At 56.6% G+C, this 16,574-nt stretch carries 16 protein-coding genes and 1 pseudogene; 11 read left to right on the forward strand and 6 right to left on the reverse strand.

Features of this window, described 5'->3' with window-relative positions; all coding sequences use genetic code 11:
• The first annotated feature begins 534 nt into the window (after positions 1-534).
• The gene (locus ABIC80_RS11045; protein ID WP_429177108.1) at positions 535-2,460 is read left to right on the forward strand and encodes a methyl-accepting chemotaxis protein; all 1,926 of its coding nucleotides are present in this window, start codon (positions 535-537) and stop codon (positions 2,458-2,460) included.
• Between the two features lie 147 nt (positions 2,461-2,607).
• Complete coding sequence (gene rlmB, locus ABIC80_RS11050) at positions 2,608-3,339, forward strand: 23S rRNA (guanosine(2251)-2'-O)-methyltransferase RlmB (protein ID WP_042711831.1); 732 nt, start codon at positions 2,608-2,610, stop codon at positions 3,337-3,339.
• Positions 3,340-3,397: 58 nt separating this feature from the next.
• Here rlmB and ABIC80_RS11055 read toward each other — a convergent pair whose 3' ends face one another.
• Entirely contained in the window at positions 3,398-4,687 is a 1,290-nt protein-coding gene (locus ABIC80_RS11055; protein ID WP_429177111.1) for an MFS transporter, read from the reverse strand.
• 192 nt (positions 4,688-4,879) lie between these two features.
• Here ABIC80_RS11055 and ABIC80_RS11060 point away from each other — a divergent pair, with 192 nt between their 5' ends.
• Positions 4,880-6,499 (forward strand): isovaleryl-CoA dehydrogenase, encoded by a 1,620-nt coding sequence (locus tag ABIC80_RS11060; protein ID WP_429177113.1) that lies wholly within the window; start codon positions 4,880-4,882, stop codon positions 6,497-6,499.
• Here ABIC80_RS11060 and ABIC80_RS11065 read toward each other — a convergent pair.
• From ABIC80_RS11065 to bsmA, 3 genes are all read right to left on the reverse strand, one after another.
• On the reverse strand, positions 6,496-8,430 hold the full coding sequence (locus ABIC80_RS11065) for a methyl-accepting chemotaxis protein (protein ID WP_429177115.1): 1,935 nt from the start codon (positions 8,428-8,430) through the stop codon (positions 6,496-6,498). The genes ABIC80_RS11060 and ABIC80_RS11065 overlap by 4 nt on opposite strands.
• 169 nt (positions 8,431-8,599) lie before the next feature.
• Positions 8,600-8,890 (reverse strand): DUF1471 family protease activator YjfN, encoded by a 291-nt coding sequence (gene yjfN / locus ABIC80_RS11070; RefSeq protein WP_042711837.1) that lies wholly within the window; start codon positions 8,888-8,890, stop codon positions 8,600-8,602.
• 122 nt (positions 8,891-9,012) lie between these two features.
• On the reverse strand, positions 9,013-9,315 hold the full coding sequence (gene bsmA / locus ABIC80_RS11075) for a biofilm peroxide resistance protein BsmA (RefSeq protein WP_233631512.1): 303 nt from the start codon (positions 9,313-9,315) through the stop codon (positions 9,013-9,015).
• 214 nt (positions 9,316-9,529) lie between these two features.
• Between bsmA and yjfP the strand changes: the two genes are divergently transcribed.
• On the forward strand, positions 9,530-10,279 hold the full coding sequence (gene yjfP, locus ABIC80_RS11080) for an esterase (protein ID WP_312278922.1): 750 nt from the start codon (positions 9,530-9,532) through the stop codon (positions 10,277-10,279).
• Between the two features lie 10 nt (positions 10,280-10,289).
• On the opposite strand, the pseudogene ABIC80_RS11085 reads toward yjfP, so the two are convergent.
• A pseudogene (locus tag ABIC80_RS11085) lies at positions 10,290-10,475 on the reverse strand (hypothetical protein); the annotation flags it as partial.
• Between the two features lie 266 nt (positions 10,476-10,741).
• Here ABIC80_RS11085 and rpsF point away from each other — a divergent pair.
• The 5 genes from rpsF (at position 10,742) to ABIC80_RS11110 (ending at position 13,318) form a co-directional block, all read left to right on the forward strand.
• Positions 10,742-11,137 carry a 30S ribosomal protein S6 gene (gene rpsF / locus ABIC80_RS11090; protein WP_042711843.1) on the forward strand — a complete coding sequence of 132 codons (396 nt, stop codon included), beginning with the start codon at positions 10,742-10,744 and terminating at the stop codon, positions 11,135-11,137.
• A 6-nt stretch (positions 11,138-11,143) separates the two neighbouring features.
• Positions 11,144-11,458: a primosomal replication protein N gene (gene priB / locus ABIC80_RS11095; protein WP_429177118.1), complete on the forward strand. Its 315-nt coding sequence runs from the start codon at positions 11,144-11,146 to the stop codon at positions 11,456-11,458.
• 4 nt (positions 11,459-11,462) lie between these two features.
• On the forward strand, positions 11,463-11,690 hold the full coding sequence (rpsR, locus tag ABIC80_RS11100; RefSeq protein WP_005974788.1) for a 30S ribosomal protein S18: 228 nt from the start codon (positions 11,463-11,465) through the stop codon (positions 11,688-11,690).
• Between the two features lie 41 nt (positions 11,691-11,731).
• The gene (rplI, locus tag ABIC80_RS11105; RefSeq protein ID WP_042711846.1) at positions 11,732-12,181 is read left to right on the forward strand and encodes a 50S ribosomal protein L9; all 450 of its coding nucleotides are present in this window, start codon (positions 11,732-11,734) and stop codon (positions 12,179-12,181) included.
• A gap of 207 nt (positions 12,182-12,388) precedes the next feature.
• Positions 12,389-13,318: a DMT family transporter gene (locus tag ABIC80_RS11110; RefSeq protein ID WP_312605919.1), complete on the forward strand. Its 930-nt coding sequence runs from the start codon at positions 12,389-12,391 to the stop codon at positions 13,316-13,318.
• A gap of 21 nt (positions 13,319-13,339) precedes the next feature.
• Here the strand turns inward: ABIC80_RS11110 and ABIC80_RS11115 are convergent, their stop codons facing one another.
• Complete coding sequence (locus ABIC80_RS11115; RefSeq protein WP_429177120.1) at positions 13,340-13,981, reverse strand: LysM-like peptidoglycan-binding domain-containing protein; 642 nt, start codon at positions 13,979-13,981, stop codon at positions 13,340-13,342.
• A gap of 263 nt (positions 13,982-14,244) precedes the next feature.
• Between ABIC80_RS11115 and fklB the strand changes: the two genes are divergently transcribed.
• Together fklB and cycA are read left to right on the forward strand one after the other, a co-directional pair.
• The gene (gene fklB, locus ABIC80_RS11120) at positions 14,245-14,865 is read left to right on the forward strand and encodes an FKBP-type peptidyl-prolyl cis-trans isomerase (protein WP_054803029.1); all 621 of its coding nucleotides are present in this window, start codon (positions 14,245-14,247) and stop codon (positions 14,863-14,865) included.
• A 295-nt stretch (positions 14,866-15,160) separates the two neighbouring features.
• Positions 15,161-16,573 (forward strand): D-serine/D-alanine/glycine transporter, encoded by a 1,413-nt coding sequence (gene cycA, locus ABIC80_RS11125; protein ID WP_076768994.1) that lies wholly within the window; start codon positions 15,161-15,163, stop codon positions 16,571-16,573.
• The last annotated feature ends 1 nt before the right edge of the window (position 16,574 follow it).

Raw genomic sequence — 16,574 nt, forward strand, 5'->3', positions numbered from 1 at the left:
TTTAGCGTTGGTTTAATTCCCCGCCTCAATTAATAGTGAATATTTTCCCTGGTTGTTCTTTTTTTAATCATCTATTCAAATGTGAAAAGTATTACCATCGCAATTAATAATAATCATTTCTCTTTGACCTTAATATGCAGTTACATTCTTTGAAATAATTATATCTGTCACGAACTTTATAACCCTGCTTGCTTACAGGTTTGCATTATCTATCGGCCATTGCTGAGGGGCTGCTCCGCTTCGCTAAAGCACGCTTGCTCCAGCGTGCAACCGCGTGGTGTAAAATTATTTTTAACGACATTAATAGCACCCTAATAAAATGCTACTGCTAAAAAGCTAAATAAATATGATATATCCTAAGCGAAGCGGTAATATTTTATGCCGAAATGGATTTATCGTGCGTTGCAGTAATACGTGATTTAGATCATGAATACTGTACTTTACGCATAAGCTGAAGAATAAATCATAAAGTTAAATTTTAGGGCTGACGATAACTGGAAATAGCGCCCCCAATCTAACTTTATGGTGAACCGTATGTCCGTTACCGCTTTTGTAGGAAACATCGCGAATAACCTAAGCGTCGGCAAAAAACTGACCTCCAGTTTTATTATCGTGCTTATTATTATGATGATTACCGTTGCAACAGGTCTTATTGGCTTTAAAAAAGTTGAAGAAAATGCGGACAAAGAAGCGGTTACCGTGCAGATGGTAAATACACTCAGTACCGCGCGTCTTAACCGCACCCTTTATCAATATACCGGCTCGGCAGAAAACGCTGATAAAAACCTCAAGGCTTTACAACAAATTATCGAGCTGGCGAAAACCCTGGATACCTTTTCCTGGAGCCAGGAAGGGCAGGCAAAAATTGACAGCCTGCAACAGCAAACCGAAACCTATATGGCACAAAGGAGCGTCTTTGTCTCATCAATACAGCGCCGTAATGAACTGGCCGCCGCGTTGCGCAGCGCAAAGATTGAAGATATCGCCCAGCAGGCCGCCTCACTGAGCGTCAGCGATAGCCTGCCACCTGAAAGCGCGCTGGTGGCCGTGCGCCTTGAAGCCAGGTTGCAGCAGTCGGCGCTGTTAATTGAAGAGCTGATTGACTCCGGCAGCGCTGATACCGCCGCCCGTCTCAGCACCGCGCTTCAGCAAAGCGCGGAATATGGTAAAGCGCTGGCCGGGCAGGGCGGAGAACTCGCCTCTTTAAATGCCGCCTTGACCACCGAGCTTGCCAGCCTGCAGGGGAATATTGACCAGTTCGTTACTACGTTTGCCAATCAGGCAACGCAATCTAAAACCCTGACCGGCACCGCCACCCAGTTAAACGAATCCGTTGAGAATTTCTTCGTCTGGCAGCAGGCGCAGGTGAAGGAAACCATGTCTCATGCGATGACTATCATGCTGCTTGCAGCCGCAGTAGGCATTGCGATTGCGCTGCTGATTGCCTGGCGCATCACCCGCAACATTACCCGTCCGCTGCGTGAAACGCTGCACATCGCCGAGCGCATTTCGCAGGGCGATCTCACCATGTCCATCTCAACCCAACGTCGCGATGAGCCGGGGCTGCTGCTGCAGGCCGTTTCCGTGATGAATGAGAACCTGAAAGAGGTGATCTCTCGTGTGCGTAGCGGCGTGGAGAGCGTGTCGCGCGCCTCGGCGGAGATTGCCGCCGGCAATATCGATCTCTCTTCGCGTACCGAGCAGCAGTCCGCTGCGGTAGTGGAAACTGCCGCCAGCATGGAAGAGCTGACCTCGACGGTGAAACAGAATGCGGAAAACGCCAGCCACGCCAGCAAACTGGCGGCAGAGGCCTCTTCCAGCGCCGATCGCGGCGGCAAGATCGTTGGTGAAGTGGTCACCACGATGGAGGGGATCCGCGCCAGCTCACACAAAATTGGCGACATCATCAACGTTATTAACAGCATCGCTTTCCAGACCAATATCCTCGCGCTTAACGCCGCAGTAGAAGCGGCGCGTGCGGGCGAACAGGGACGCGGGTTTGCCGTGGTCGCCGGCGAGGTGAGAACGCTGGCGCAGCGCAGCGCCACGGCGGCGAAAGAGATTGAAGCTCTCATCCACGAAGCGGGCAGCCAGGTGGAGAATGGTTCTAAGCTGGTGGCGGGTGCCGGTGAAGCGATGGAGGGGATCGTCACCTCTGTGGCCCAGGTCCGCAATATCATGAATGAGATTGCCGGCGCGTCTGAAGAGCAGAGCCGCGGCATCTCGCAGATTGGTCAGGCGATGGCAGAGATGGATACCACCACCCAGCAGAACGCCGCGCTGGTGGAGGAGTCCTCTGCGGCGGCAAGCTCCCTCGAAGAGCAGGCGCGCGAGCTGGAGCAGACTATCTCCATCTTTACCCTCTCCGGCCATAAAGCGCAGGCCGCGAAAAAGCCAGCGGCAAGCAAGCCCGCCGCGCTTAAACCGGCGCTGGCAGAGACAAGCTGGGAGAGTTTTTAACGCGCATTGCCCGGGGTTTAGATAAACCTGCCGCCTCGTGCGGCGGGTTAAGTTCGACCTGAGGCGTGGGTTAGTTATAATGGGCGCCGGTGATATCTATCACGGCCCTAACAACCCGGCGCAAACCGCCCCAAATGAGTACCATCAATGAGTGAAATGATTTACGGCATCCATGCGGTGCAGGCCCTGCTGGAGCGCGCCCCGGAGCGTTTTCAGGAAGTCTTTATTCTGAAAGGCCGCGAAGATAAACGTCTTATGCCGCTGATCCACGCGCTGGAAGCGCAGGGCGTGGTGATCCAGGTGGCGAACCGCCAGTATCTGGATGAGAAGAGCGAAGGCGCGGTGCACCAGGGGATCATTGCACGCGTTAAGCCTGGCCGTCAGTATCAGGAAAACGATCTGCCGGATCTAATCGCCAGCCTCGATCAACCCTTCTTTTTGATCCTCGATGGCGTTACGGATCCCCATAACCTTGGAGCCTGTTTACGTAGCGCCGATGCGGCGGGCGTCCATGCGGTGATCGTGCCGAAGGATAAATCGGCGCAGCTGAACGCCACGGCGAAAAAAGTGGCCTGCGGCGCGGCGGAGAACGTACCGCTGATCCGTGTGACCAACCTGGCGCGCACCATGCGTCTGTTACAGGAAGAGAGTATCTGGATCGTCGGCACCGCGGGCGAAGCGGATCACACCCTGTTCCAGAGCAAAATGACCGGCCCGATGGCGTTGGTGATGGGCGCGGAAGGCGAAGGCATGCGCCGTCTGACCCGCGAGCACTGCGATGAGCTGATCAGCATTCCGATGGCGGGCAGCGTCTCCTCGCTGAACGTTTCGGTCGCGACCGGTATCTGCCTGTTTGAAGCGGTGCGTCAGCGTAGTTAGTTAAGTGCACGTAATGCCGGATGGCGCCTTGCTTATCCGGCCTACGCAACCGCCACCGTTACTCCTCAAGCGACCGCAGATGGTCATCTTTATTGAGCGTCATCAGCGCCGCAATACTCACCACTGCTGTTGCCATCACGTAATAGGCCGGAATATCCAGGTTACCGGTCTGCTTAATCAGCCCAGTAATAATCAACCCCGCACAGCCCGAAAAGAGCGCATTTGAGAGCGAATAGGCCACGCCCAGGCCGGTGTAGCGCACGCGCGTTGGAAACATCTCCGACAGCATCGCCGGGCCGGGGCCTGCCAGCACACCTACCAGACCGCCCGCAATCAGCACTACTACCGCCTTCACCGCCAGCGTGCTCGACTCTGCCTGCAAGATTTTGAGCAGCGGCAGCGCGAGGATCAGCAGCAAGATGGTCGCCGTCACCATCACCGTGCGGCGGCCATAACGGTCACTCGCTATCCCGGCAGGAATAATGGTCAGCGCAAAGCCGACATTGGAGATCACCGCAATCAGCAGCGCCTGGTTAAAGCCGGTATGCAGCGCCGATTGCAGGTAGGTCGGCATAATCACCAGATAGGTGTACCCGGCGGCGGACCACACCATCACCCGGCCGATACCCATAAAAATCGCTTTCAGCGTCGTGGCACGATTGGCCTGCTGGGCGACCGGTTTCTCCTGCTGCTGCACAAAGCTTGGCGTCTCCTCCATGCTCACCCGCAGCCACAGCGCGACCACGCCCATCGGCAGGGCGAGGAAGAAGGGGATGCGCCAGCCCCACTCGTGCAGTGCTTCCGGCGTGAGGATCGTCGAGAGCAGCGCCACCACGCCCGCGCCGCTGAGCAGCCCCAGCGCAACGGTAAAGGATTGCCAGGCGCCATACAGCCCGCGTTTACCGCGCGGGGCGAACTCGGTCATCAGCGACACCGCGCCGCCATACTCACCGCCGGCAAAAAGCCCCTGCAAAATGCGCAGCCCGGTAATGATCAGCGGTGCGGCAATGCCAATCGAGGCATAGACCGGCACCATACCGATAGCGGCGGTCGCCAGCGTCATCAGCACCAGCACGATAATCAGCGTCGGTTTACGACCGAGACGATCGCCAATGCGCCCAAACAGCACCGCGCCCAGCGGGCGAAAGAAAAAGGCGATAGCAAACGAGGCGTAAGTGAGGATCAGGCTGGTCAACCCCGTGTCGCCCGCCAGCTGAAAGAAGTTTTTCGCAATCACGGTGGCGAGAAAACCATACACCGCGAATTCGTACCACTCGATAAAGTTGCCAATCGAGCCGGCAATAAGCGCACGCTTGTGCGCATCTGGCGCAGGGTGAGGTGAATGCATAATGATTCTCGTTGTAAAGGTGAGAATAAATTATTCATTAGAATGTTCGCAGAGAAATATATTATTCCTGAATAATGTGAGCCGTTTCACGATTGATCGCAATGATATTACCGCTGTGTGACCCCCCTCCCATGCAGCGCCAGCGCGGGCTGTCCATACTTAGCGGCGTGGCCATTGAAGGAGGGCGATAGCATGCGCTGGCAAACGCACACCGTTTTTAACCAACCCATTCCCCTGCATAACAGCAACCTGTTTCTGTCTGACCGCCCGCTCTACGACGCAGTGATGCGCGAGGGCGCGGCGTGGGACGCGGAACTGCTCGCCAGCATTGGCCAGCAACTCGGCACGGCAGAATCCCTTGAACTCGGTCGGCTGGCGAATGCCAATCCGCCGGAACTGCTGCGCTACAGCAGCACCGGCGAGCGGCTGGATGATGTGCGCTTCCACCCGGCCTGGCACCTTTTGATGCAGGGACTGTGCAGCAACCGCGTGCATAACCTGGCGTGGGAAGAGCAGGCGCGCGCCGGATCGTTTGTCGCGCGCAGCGCCCGTTTCGTGCTGCATGCGCAGGTGGAGTCCGGCACGCTGTGCCCCATCACCATGACCTTTGCCGCCACGCCATTATTACAGCAGGCACTTCCCGCTGCTTTTGCAGGCTGGCAGCAACCGCTGCTCAGCGATCGCTACGATCCCCATCTGCTGCCGGGCGGGGAGAAGCGCGGGCTGCTTATCGGCATGGGGATGACAGAGAAACAGGGCGGCTCCGATGTGTTGAGTAACACCACGCGGGCGGAGAGGAGCGGCGATCACTATCGGCTGGTGGGGCATAAGTGGTTCTTTTCGGTGCCGCAAAGCGATGCGCACTTAGTGCTGGCGCAGACGCCGGGCGGGCTCTCCTGCTTCTTTGTGCCGCGCTTTCTACCGGACGGTGAGCGTAACGGCGTGCGCCTCGAGCGGCTCAAAGAGAAGCTCGGCAACCGTTCGAACGCCAGCAGCGAAGCGGAGTTTGTCGACGCCTGCGGCTGGCTGCTTGGCGAAGAGGGGGACGGCGTGCGCCAGATCCTCAAAATGGGCGGGCTGACGCGCTTTGACTGCGCCCTCGGCAGCCACGGCCTGATGCGCCGCGCCTTTTCCGTGGCGCTCTATCATGCCCATCATCGCCAGGCATTTGGCAAAAATCTCGTCGATCAGCCCTTAATGCGCGACGTGCTCAGCCGCATGGCACTGCAACTGGAGGGGCAAACGGCGATGATCTTTGGCCTCGCCCGCGCATGGGATAACCGGGCGGATGCTCAGGAAGCGTTATGGGCGCGGCTCTTTACGCCGGTGGCGAAGTTTGCGGTGTGTAAAAGCGGCATACCGTTCGTCGCCGAAGCGATGGAGGTGCTGGGCGGTATCGGTTACTGCGAAGAGAGCGAACTACCGCGGCTCTACCGCGAAGTGCCGGTCAACAGTATCTGGGAAGGTTCGGGAAATGTGATGTGCCTGGATGTGCTGCGCGTGCTAGCCAAACAGCCGGGCGTGCTGGCGCTACTAAGCGAGGAGTTTGCAGCAGTAAAAGGGCGGGATCGCCATTTCGAACGCGCCTGGCGACAGCTCCAGCCGCGGCTGCGTAAGCCGGACGAGGCGCAAGGGCGGGAGATTACCCGGCAGCTTTGGCTACTGGGCGTCGGTGCACAAATGCTGCGGCACGCATCGCCGCCGATAGCGCAGGCGTGGTGCCAGATGATGCTGGATACCCGCGGCGCGTCGCGGATTGATGAACAGGTCAAAAGTGACCTACTGCTGCGCGCCACGGGCGGAGCCCATTAATCCATTTTCAAACGGAACAGGCTGACCAGCTCGCTCAGATGTGCCCCTTTCTCACGCAGAATACGCGCGGTCTCTTCACTCTGGGTCACGCGTCCGGCGTTGATGTGCGTGGCATCGCCAATGTGCGTCATCGCCAGGTTAACCTGATTAATCCCGGCAGACTGTTCATGGGACGCATGGTTAATCTCATGAACCAACTGGTTGATATTGTTCATGTGATTGATGATCGCCTGCATCGCAATGCGGGTCGCTTCCGACTGAGAGTGACCTTCGCCCACTTTTTTCAGCGTATCGCCAATCAGTGCGTCGATCTCTTTCACTGCGTTAGCACTGCGTGCCGCCAGCGCGCGTACTTCCTGGGCAACAACGGCAAAGCCTTTGCCATGCTCGCCTGCGCGCGCCGCTTCCACCGCTGCGTTAAGCGCGAGGATGTTAGTCTGGAAGGCAATTGACTCGATCACATGGGTAATATCGGCGATACGCTGTGAAGCGGCGCGAATATCTTCCATTGTCTCGACGGAGTGTTCGACGGTCTGGCCGCCTTTTTTCACCGCGTCGGTGGTTTCATTCACCAGGTGCTGAGTCTGCTCCATATTGGCGGCGTTTTGCTGCACGGTGGCGGCAATCTGCTCCATGCTGGCGGAGGTCTCTTCCACGCTGCTGGCCTGCTTATTGATTTGATCGCTGATCTCGCTGCTGTCGGCGGCCAGCGCATTGGTGCCGAGGTTGATCTCGGCGGCCGATTCACGCACCTGCAGCACAATTTTATGCAGCCCATCGCCGATGCCATTGATCGCGGCGATCAGCTCTCCCACTTCATCCTGACGATCCACTGCCAGCGTGGCGCGCAGATCGCCTGCGGCATACTGCTGTGCCAGATCGATCACGCTACGCAGCGGGCGCGACAGCCAGCGGCGAATAATCACCACAAACATCGTCGCGAAGAGCAGGGAGACGATCACGCCCGCCAGCAGGAACTGGTTACGCATCGCGTTTACATCGTGCAGCAGCGTGGCTTTATCCACTTCACCCACGACCGCCCAGTTCCAGCCGGGCAGCGCAGTGTAGGAGAGCAGCAGCGTGCGGCCATCGGCGCTCTGCTGTGTCAGCGTGCCGCTCTCGTTGTTCAGCACCGCCTGCAGATCGCTTTCGCTCCACTGCGGACGTTTGCCTTCCTGGTCACCGTGGAACAGGTAGTTGCCGAGGTTTTTCCCCGGATTGCGGTCAATCACGAAGAAATGCCCGCTCTCGCCCAGTTTGCGTCCGAGGATTTTGCCACGCATCACCTGCCAGGAGCGGGTGATATCGACGCCGACAAACAGAATGGCGATGGTGTTGCCGCTGGCATCTTTTACCGGTTGGTACTGGGTGATATAGCGCTTGCCGAACAGCAGCGCGAGGCCGCGATAGACCTCACCTTTCATCACCTGTGCAAACGCCGGGCCGGCGGGATCGAGCTTGGTGCCGATCGCGCGATCGCCATTCTCTTTACGCAGAGACGTGGCAACACGCACAAATTCGTTGCCGCTGCGCACGAAGAGGGTGGCAATCGCGCCGGTGCGGTTAAGGAAATCATCGGGAATGGCGTTGTTGTTGTGCAGTTCAACGTCACCAGCTTTCAGCAGTGGAACGTCGATGCCGTTAATCTCGCGGCGCTGCTGCGGATCAATGGCAAGCGGCTGCGGCAGGAAACTGCCGAACAAGCGGGTGTAGCTTTCAACTTCTTCAGTGAGGCTGCTGTTGAACATCTCTACCATGTCGACCACGCCGGTGGACTGGCTGTGCAGATCTTCCATAGCCAGCGTTTCCAGCTGTTGGCTGGCGTTGTTGCTCATCAGAAAGGTAAATAAGAGAAATAGCGTCGCAACGCTTGCACCAGTCAGCAAAGAGAGCTTTGCACCAAGGCTGGCACGACGAAAGAGGGCGCTCATAATGTGTCCGTTTTTGTATGTGTGAGCCTCCTTAACGGCAGGGAGCGGACAACATTTAGCGTAGATTTGTAACAATGTGTTACACGGATGTATCACCCGAATAACATAATCTTAAAGAAAGTAGGGGCATAAAGAAACGCCCTGATTTGGTGGCTTTTATTGACGACACTCAGGCGTAGAGAATCGCCTGCACCTGCCATGAATCAACCTGCATCGCCTCCTGCATGCGAATAATGCGATACCAGGATGCACCCTGTTCATCCGCTTTCAGGGCAATAACACGCTCAACATCTTGCTGGCTGCCAGCGACGTTATCGACCGAGATAAGGCCAATTTCGTTAAGCCCCGTTACGCGGTCGGCGCAGGCGAACTCGGCGGACTGCGCGGTGGTGTGCAGCATACCGGCAGAGAGTAACAGCGAGTTTAAGGCGAGAGATTGTTTCATTGTCGTCAGCTCCATTTTTCGCTACCCCGAGTCGGATCGGGGCTTCCTTACGCACAAGAGAAGTCAGAACCCAATAGTGCACAGAAGAACATCAATGGACGCAAAGCAGTGTAAAAGTCCTTAAAATCAATACCTCGCTACGATCGATAAAGCAGGGCGCGGCCATACCAACGGCCGGGGAATACGCTGTCATCCATCATGATGATGACGTAATAGTCTGCTTTCGCCTCGGAGGCTTTGGCTTTGAGCGCTGTTTCGACATCCATGGGCGAGCCCATCACCGTGACGTTAACCGCCCCGATCTCCCGCAATCCCTGCGTCTGATTTCGACTAATCTCTTGCGGCGTTTCCGTGGCCGGCGGCGCAGGTTGCGGTTTGCCTTGCAGCGCGGCACAGCCGCTGACAAGCAAGGCAAACAGCAGCGGCAGCAGGGCGCGCATCGGTTTCTTATCTCTACTGATAGCCATAGTGTAGTTCCTGATGGGTTTCACTTTGGGGGTGATATTCCCGAAGTGTTAGCTTGAGCACTGATTTCGAATGAAAGTGTTTTGAAAGCGTAATCTGGCTCTCATCATGCGCAATGCTTATGCGGAATCTGGCTTGCGCCAGCGCGCTGCGAGTGGCATATCTGCACTATAGATCACGGAGGGTAAAATGATTGAAATTCAGACAGACCACTTTGCCGGTAATGAGGCGCTGCACGCCTTCCCCGCCGGAAAAGGGCAACAGCCGCTCCCCTGCGTCGTGTTCTATCACGGCTTCACCTCATCAAAGCTGGTTTACAGCTACTTCGCCGTTGCGCTGGCGCAGGCGGGTTTTCGCGTGATCATGCCCGACGCGCCCGATCATGGCGCGCGCTTTAGCGGCAATGCTGAGCGCCGCTTGCGTCAGTTCTGGCAAATCCTGCTGGGCAACCTTGAAGAGTTTGCCGCGCTGCGCGATGCGTTGCACCAGCGCAACCTGATTGAAGATAACCGGCTGGCGGTGGGCGGCGCATCCATGGGCGGCATGACGGCGCTGGGCATTATGACTCGTCATCCGGAGGTGCGCTGCGTCGCCAGCCTGATGGGATCGGGCTACTTCACCTCGCTTGCCCGCACGCTGTTCCCGCCGCTAGAGGTCACCAACGCCGCGCAGCAGGAGACGTTCGACGCTATTCTCGCGCCGCTGGCGAAATGGGAAGTGACGGGCCAACTGGAGAGAGTCGCCGATCGCCCGCTATTGCTGTGGCATGGCGAAGCGGATGATGTCGTGCCCGCAGCTGACTCCTTCCGGTTACAGCAGGCGCTGGCCGACGAACAGCGTGACGCCAGGCTTACCACTCTGTGGGAAGCGGGGGTTGCTCATCGTATTACGCCGCAGGCGCTGGAGGCGACGGTCGGCTTCTTCAGCCGTCATCTTTAAGCGGCGGGGCGGCATCCGGACGTCGAACCAACACCGGTTCGGCGTCGCTTTCGTCGGTAAGGTTATGATTAATATAGATAACACCTAAGCTCTGCACGTCATCCATATTGCGGGCTTGCGGTGGGGGAGGGGCGATCGCTGCGCTAGCCTGGGCGCTAAGCAGCAGGGTTGCTAGTAAAAGTGCGATGTATTTCATGATGTTACGCTCCAGTACGTCTTCGGGAACTATCGCCTGTACATCTCTTCTCCTTAGGTTATGAGGTGCGCTGGTTAAGTGTAATGCGCCGTGGCGGCTTCTCTTGGCGCTTAGTGCGAATTAATTGTGCAATTCACCTTGAGTTCCTGGGGTGACGCCAGTATTATGACGCGTCAATTTTTCAGCCGACCTTTAACACGTTCCTTGCCTCCCCGGGCCTCGGCTGACCCAGACAGGAGGCTGAATAATCCGTAAGGAGCAATTCGATGCGTCATTACGAAATCGTTTTTATGGTCCATCCTGACCAGAGCGAACAGGTTCCGGGCATGATCGAACGTTACACTGGTGCAATCACTGCAGCAGAAGGTACGATCCACCGTCTGGAAGACTGGGGCCGCCGTCAGCTGGCTTACCCGATCAATAAACTGCACAAAGCACACTACGTTCTGCTGAACGTTGAAGCGCCGCAGGAAGCGATCGATGAGCTGGAAACAAACTTCCGCTTCAACGACGCCGTTATCCGTAGCATGGTTATGCGTACTAAGAACGCGGTAACCGAAGCATCTCCGATGGTTAAAGCGAAAGACGAGCGCCGTGAGCGTCGCGATGATTTCGCAAATGAAACCGCAGATGATGCTGATGCTGGGGATTCTGAAGAGTAATTCCTGATGACCAACCGTCTGGTGTTGTCCGGCACCGTGTGCAGGACGCCGCTGCGAAAGGTCAGCCCGTCAGGAATTCCACACTGCCAGTTCGTGCTTGAGCACCGCTCTGTGCAGGAGGAAGCCGGTTTTCACCGGCAGGCGTGGTGCCAAATGCCTGTAATAATCAGCGGGCAGGAGAACCAGGCCGTTACTCACAGTATAACGGTCGGTAGCGCAGTAACCGTTCAGGGGTTCATCAGTTGCCACAAGGCAAAGAACGGCCTGAGCAAAATGGTTCTGCATGCCGAGCAGATTGAATTGATAGATTCTGGAGACTAGCCAAATGGCACGTTATTTCCGTCGTCGCAAGTTCTGCCGTTTCACCGCGGAAGGCGTTGTTGAGATTGATTACAAAGATATCGCTACGCTGAAAAACTACATCACCGAAAGCGGTAAGATTGTCCCGAGCCGTATCACCGGTACCCGTGCAAAATATCAGCGTCAGCTGGCACGCGCTATCAAACGCGCTCGCTACCTGTCCCTGCTGCCGTACACTGATCGTCATCAGTAATCGGTCACGGTCCATTAATACGACTTTGAGAGGATAAGGTAATGCAAGTTATTCTGCTTGATAAAGTAGCAAACCTGGGTAGCCTGGGTGATCAGGTTAACGTTAAAGCGGGCTACGCTCGTAACTTCCTGGTACCGCAGGGTAAAGCTGTTCCGGCTACCAAGAAAAACGTTGAGTATTTCGAAGCACGTCGCGCTGAGCTGGAAGCCAAACTGGCTGACGTTCTGGCGGCTGCTAACGCTCGTGCTGAGCAAATCAATGCACTGGGCACCGTTACCATCGCGTCTAAAGCAGGCGACGAAGGTAAACTGTTCGGTTCCATCGGTACCCGCGATATCGCTGACGCTGTAACTGCAGCTGGCGTTAAAGTGGCGAAGAGCGAAGTTCGTATGCCGAACGGCGTTCTGCGTACCACCGGTGAGCACGAAGTGGACTTCCAGGTTCACAGCGAAGTATTCGCTAAGCTGACTGTAAACGTAGTTGCTGAGTAATTTTTTACTCTTCACTGCGCTCTGAGTTGTTCGGGTCTGCAGGCGCTAACGCCTCTGCAACGTGAACGACAACGAGAGACGAAGCGCCGGCCTTGTGCCGGCGTTTTGCTTTTCTGCCCCGCCCACAATTCCCGCCTTTCCCGGTAGCTATTTGCGCCGCATTCTCAGATACTAAATTGAAACGCAATTTTATTTTTGAGATTAGCCATGGACTCCCCTCTGCCCGCTCCCGTTTTTGCCCGTCGTCACATCGCTTACGCCTGCGCCACGCTGTGCTGTCTGTTATGGGGTAGCTCCTACCCGGCGATCAAAAGCGGTTATGAACTGTTCCATATCGCCACGGACGATATCCCCTCTAAAGTGGTGTTCGCCGGGTACCGTTTTCTCTTTGCCGGGGCGCTACTGCTGCTGTTTGCGCTGGCGCAGCGTAAACCCATCGCCAGGCTAAGCGCTTCGCAGTTTGGACAACTGACGCTGCTCGGGCTGACCCAGACCTCGCTGCAATACACCTTCTTTTATATTGGCCTTGCCTATACGACGGGGGTGAACGGATCGATCATGAATGCTACCGGCACCTTCTTCAGCGTGCTGCTGGCGCACTTCATCTATCACAATGACAAGCTGAGCTACAACAAAACCCTCGGCTGCGTGCTGGGCTTCGCGGGCGTGATGCTGGTGAACTTCCACGGCGGGCTGGCGGATTTCCGCTTTGTCTGGCAGGGCGACGGCTTTGTCATTCTGGCGGCATTTATCCTCTCTGCCGCCACGCTGTACGGTAAGCGTATCTCGCAAACGGTCGATCCGACGGTGATGACCGGCTGGCAGCTGGCGATAGGCGGTCTGGCGCTGCTGGCAGGCGGATACCTTACGGGCGGAAAGCTGGCGGTGGATAGCGCGGCGGCGGTCGCGGTGCTCGCCTACCTGACGCTACTCTCTTCTGTCGCTTTCGCGCTCTGGAGCGCGCTGCTGAAAGTGAACCGCGTCAGCATGATCGCGCCCTTTAATTTTGTGATTCCGGTGGCGGGCTCGGTGCTGTCGGCCATCTTCCTCGGCGAGAATATTCTGGAGTGGAAATATGCTGTTGCGCTGGTGCTGGTCTGTACGGGGATCGCGTGGGTCAATAAGCGCGCCGGGTGATCGCTGCCCGGCGCATCAGGTTTAGCGGGCGCGGATAAAGCTGCCGTCCGGCTGGCGGGTAAAGAGCACCTGCTGGCCGCTGGTCTCAATCGTCAGGCCCGTCACCACGCCGCTGGCATTCTGGCGGATCTTCACCATCTGGCCGCTTTGCAGATTGCTGAGCGGCTTGCCGTCGCCCTCAACCTTCGCCATCGCGTAGACATCCGTTGGCGGCAGATTGTGATCGCGAAAGAGCTGCGCGAGAGTTTTCCCTTCGCCCACCCGGTAGGTGCGCCACTGCTGCTCAATTCCGCTATTGGTCGCCAGCGGCTGGCTGTTCTGCTCTGCGGCGGGCTGCTGCTCAGTGGAAGGCTGCTGCTCAATCGACTCCTGCTGCTGCATCGACGCTTCCGCGCTGGGTGCGTTGAGTTGCGGATCGTTGACCACCTGCGGCGGCGCGACATTAGGCGAGTTTTGCAGATCGAGCTGCGCATCGCGTGCCTCACCGCTGCGCTGCGGCACGCTCTCATCCGTTGTCGGCAACAGAAAGCCGATAATAACCAGCAGCGCCGCCAGAATCAGGCCGCGACGGTGAAAGGGCGGGAGCGGGTCCATCAGGCGAAGATTGTCCGGGGCATGCCAGATCTTCGCAAGGGTAGGTTTCAGTTCAAATCGCCCGGGCATGGCTCTCCTCCTGCTCCGCGTCATTTAATATCCTGTCTCGTTGAGTATATACACTTTATCTTCCTGCATTGGCGTTCGCGGCGTTTAAGCGCATGAAAGCCCGTACAAACTACTATTTTGTCACCACAATGCAGGGTTTTGCTAACGTGAACCATTCTTTCCCTTTCGCGCCCTTTTGTCATCTTTCCCGTGACAAAGTTGTGCCTGGCCCAGGGCGGCTGTTATGCTGCGCGCTACTTTAAAAAGCGATGGAAGGAAAACCCATGACCACCCCAACTTTTGACACGATCGAAGCGCAAGCCAGCTACGGCATTGGTTTGCAGGTAGGACAGCAGCTGAGCGAATCCGGGTTAGAGGGGCTGTTACCGGAAGCGCTGGTCGCGGGTATTGCCGATGCGCTGGCGGGCAAACAGCCTGCTGTACCGGTAGACGTTGTTCATCGCGCGCTGCGTGAAATCCACGAACGTGCTGACGCGGTTCGTCGCTCCCGTTTCGAAGAGATGGCGGCAGAAGGCGTGAAATACCTTGATGAAAACCGCGAGCGCGAAGGCGTTAACAGCACCGAATCCGGTCTGCAATTCCGCGTTATCACCCAGGGCGAAGGCGCTATCCCGGCGCGCACCGACCGCGTACGCGTGCACTACACCGGTAAGCTGATTGACGGCACCGTATTCGACAGCTCCGTCGCACGCGGCGAACCGGCTGAATTCCCGGTTAACGGCGTGATCGCAGGCTGGATCGAAGCCCTGACGCTGATGCCGGTTGGCTCCAAATGGGAACTGACCATTCCGCACAACCTCGCTTACGGCGAGCGCGGCGCTGGCGCATCCATCCCGCCATTCAGCACGCTGGTGTTTGAAGTGGAACTGCTGGAAATTCTGTAAGCTCCAGCGTGAAACCCTCTCTTTTAATAACGGAGAGGGTTTCTGACTTCGCGGATCGTTGGTAAACAGAACTATTAGCAATATATTATCTTGCAAAGCGCACAATCAGGTGTATTTTTGTGAGCTGTTTCGCATTTGCCAGGTGATATAACACTCACTTTAAACAAATATTTAACATTCGATTTAATTCAGAGTATTCATCCCGCCGATTCTTACCTAATATCGATGCGTCCATTAAGGACGAAGCAGACACGTAAAGGCCAGCAGAGCCCAACAACACAGACAGGAAAACAACATGGTAGATCAAGTTAAAGCCGACGCTGATAATGCGGCTCCGGCTGAACAGTCGCTACGGCGTAATCTTACGAACCGGCATATTCAGCTAATTGCTATTGGCGGTGCTATTGGTACCGGTTTATTTATGGGTTCCGGCAAAACAATTAGCCTCGCCGGTCCGTCAATCATCTTCGTTTATATGATCATCGGCTTTATGCTGTTTTTCGTTATGCGTGCGATGGGCGAATTACTGCTTTCCAACCTCGAATATAAATCTTTTAGCGACTTCGCCGCCGACCTGCTCGGGCCGTGGGCGGGGTACTTTACCGGCTGGACCTACTGGTTCTGTTGGGTGGTCACCGGCATGGCGGATGTGGTCGCCATTACCGCCTATGCACAATTCTGGTACCCCGGCCTTGCCGACTGGATCGCCGCGCTGGCCGTGGTCGTCGTGCTGCTGAGCCTCAACCTCGCGACGGTGAAAATGTTCGGCGAGATGGAGTTCTGGTTCGCGATGATCAAAATCGTCGCCATTGTGGCGCTGATTATCGTCGGCGTCGGTATGGTGCTGATGCATTTCAAATCGCCGACCGGCGTTGAAGCCTCCTTCAGCCACCTTTGGAATGAGGGGGGCTTTTTCCCGAAAGGTATCAGCGGCTTCTTTGCTGGTTTCCAGATAGCGGTGTTTGCTTTTGTCGGTATTGAGCTGGTCGGTACGACCGCCGCCGAGACGAAAGATCCGGAGAAATCCCTGCCGCGCGCCATCAACTCGATTCCGATTCGTATCATCATGTTCTACGTCTTCGCGCTGATCGTCATTATGTCGGTCACACCGTGGAGTTCTGTGGTAGCGGATAAGAGCCCGTTTGTTGAGCTGTTCGTGCTGGTCGGCATTCCGGCGGCGGCGAGCATCATCAACTTTGTGGTGCTGACTTCTGCCGCCTCTTCCGCCAACAGCGGCGTCTTCTCCACCAGCCGTATGCTGTTTGGCCTGGCGCAGGATGGCGTGGCCCCGAAAGCGTTCGCTAAGCTCTCTAAACGCGCGGTACCGGCGAAAGGGCTCACCTTCTCCTGCATCTGCCTGCTGGGCGGTGTGGTGATGCTCTATGTCAACCCGAGCGCGATTGCGGCGTTCACCATGATCACCACCGTGTCGGCGATCCTGTTTATGTTCGTCTGGACCATTATTCTCTGCTCGTACCTGGTCTACCGTAAACAGCGCCCGCAGCTGCACGAAAAATCGATCTACAAGATGCCGCTCGGCAAAGTGATGTGCTGGGTGTGCATGGCGTTCTTCCTGTTTGTGCTGGTGCTGCTGACCCTTGAAGCGGACACCCGTCAGGCGCTGATCGTCACACCGCTGTGGTTCGTGGTGCTGGGCGCGGGCTGGCTCTTTGCCGGTAAGAAGCGCATTGCTAACCGCAAGCCATAAA

The organism is Kosakonia sp. 1610 (assembly GCF_050435845.1).
GTDB classification, from domain to species: domain Bacteria; phylum Pseudomonadota; class Gammaproteobacteria; order Enterobacterales; family Enterobacteriaceae; genus Kosakonia; species Kosakonia cowanii.

Excerpts from the sequence above, each read along its gene's own strand:
- ABIC80_RS11045 (WP_429177108.1), top strand. The coding sequence starts at position 535 with ATGTCCGTTACCGCTTTTGTAGGAAACATCGCGAATAACCTAAGCGTC.
- rlmB (WP_042711831.1), top strand. The coding sequence starts at position 2,608 with ATGAGTGAAATGATTTACGGCATCCATGCGGTGCAGGCCCTGCTGGAG.
- ABIC80_RS11055 (WP_429177111.1), bottom strand. The coding sequence starts at position 4,687 with ATGCATTCACCTCACCCTGCGCCAGATGCGCACAAGCGTGCGCTTATT.
- ABIC80_RS11060 (WP_429177113.1), top strand. The coding sequence starts at position 4,880 with ATGCGCTGGCAAACGCACACCGTTTTTAACCAACCCATTCCCCTGCAT.
- ABIC80_RS11065 (WP_429177115.1), bottom strand. The coding sequence starts at position 8,430 with ATGAGCGCCCTCTTTCGTCGTGCCAGCCTTGGTGCAAAGCTCTCTTTG.
- yjfN (WP_042711837.1), bottom strand. The coding sequence starts at position 8,890 with ATGGAGCTGACGACAATGAAACAATCTCTCGCCTTAAACTCGCTGTTA.
- bsmA (WP_233631512.1), bottom strand. The coding sequence starts at position 9,315 with ATGCGCGCCCTGCTGCCGCTGCTGTTTGCCTTGCTTGTCAGCGGCTGT.
- yjfP (WP_312278922.1), top strand. The coding sequence starts at position 9,530 with ATGATTGAAATTCAGACAGACCACTTTGCCGGTAATGAGGCGCTGCAC.
- rpsF (WP_042711843.1), top strand. The coding sequence starts at position 10,742 with ATGCGTCATTACGAAATCGTTTTTATGGTCCATCCTGACCAGAGCGAA.
- priB (WP_429177118.1), top strand. The coding sequence starts at position 11,144 with ATGACCAACCGTCTGGTGTTGTCCGGCACCGTGTGCAGGACGCCGCTG.
- rpsR (WP_005974788.1), top strand. The coding sequence starts at position 11,463 with ATGGCACGTTATTTCCGTCGTCGCAAGTTCTGCCGTTTCACCGCGGAA.
- rplI (WP_042711846.1), top strand. The coding sequence starts at position 11,732 with ATGCAAGTTATTCTGCTTGATAAAGTAGCAAACCTGGGTAGCCTGGGT.
- ABIC80_RS11110 (WP_312605919.1), top strand. The coding sequence starts at position 12,389 with ATGGACTCCCCTCTGCCCGCTCCCGTTTTTGCCCGTCGTCACATCGCT.
- ABIC80_RS11115 (WP_429177120.1), bottom strand. The coding sequence starts at position 13,981 with ATGCCCGGGCGATTTGAACTGAAACCTACCCTTGCGAAGATCTGGCAT.
- fklB (WP_054803029.1), top strand. The coding sequence starts at position 14,245 with ATGACCACCCCAACTTTTGACACGATCGAAGCGCAAGCCAGCTACGGC.
- cycA (WP_076768994.1), top strand. The coding sequence starts at position 15,161 with ATGGTAGATCAAGTTAAAGCCGACGCTGATAATGCGGCTCCGGCTGAA.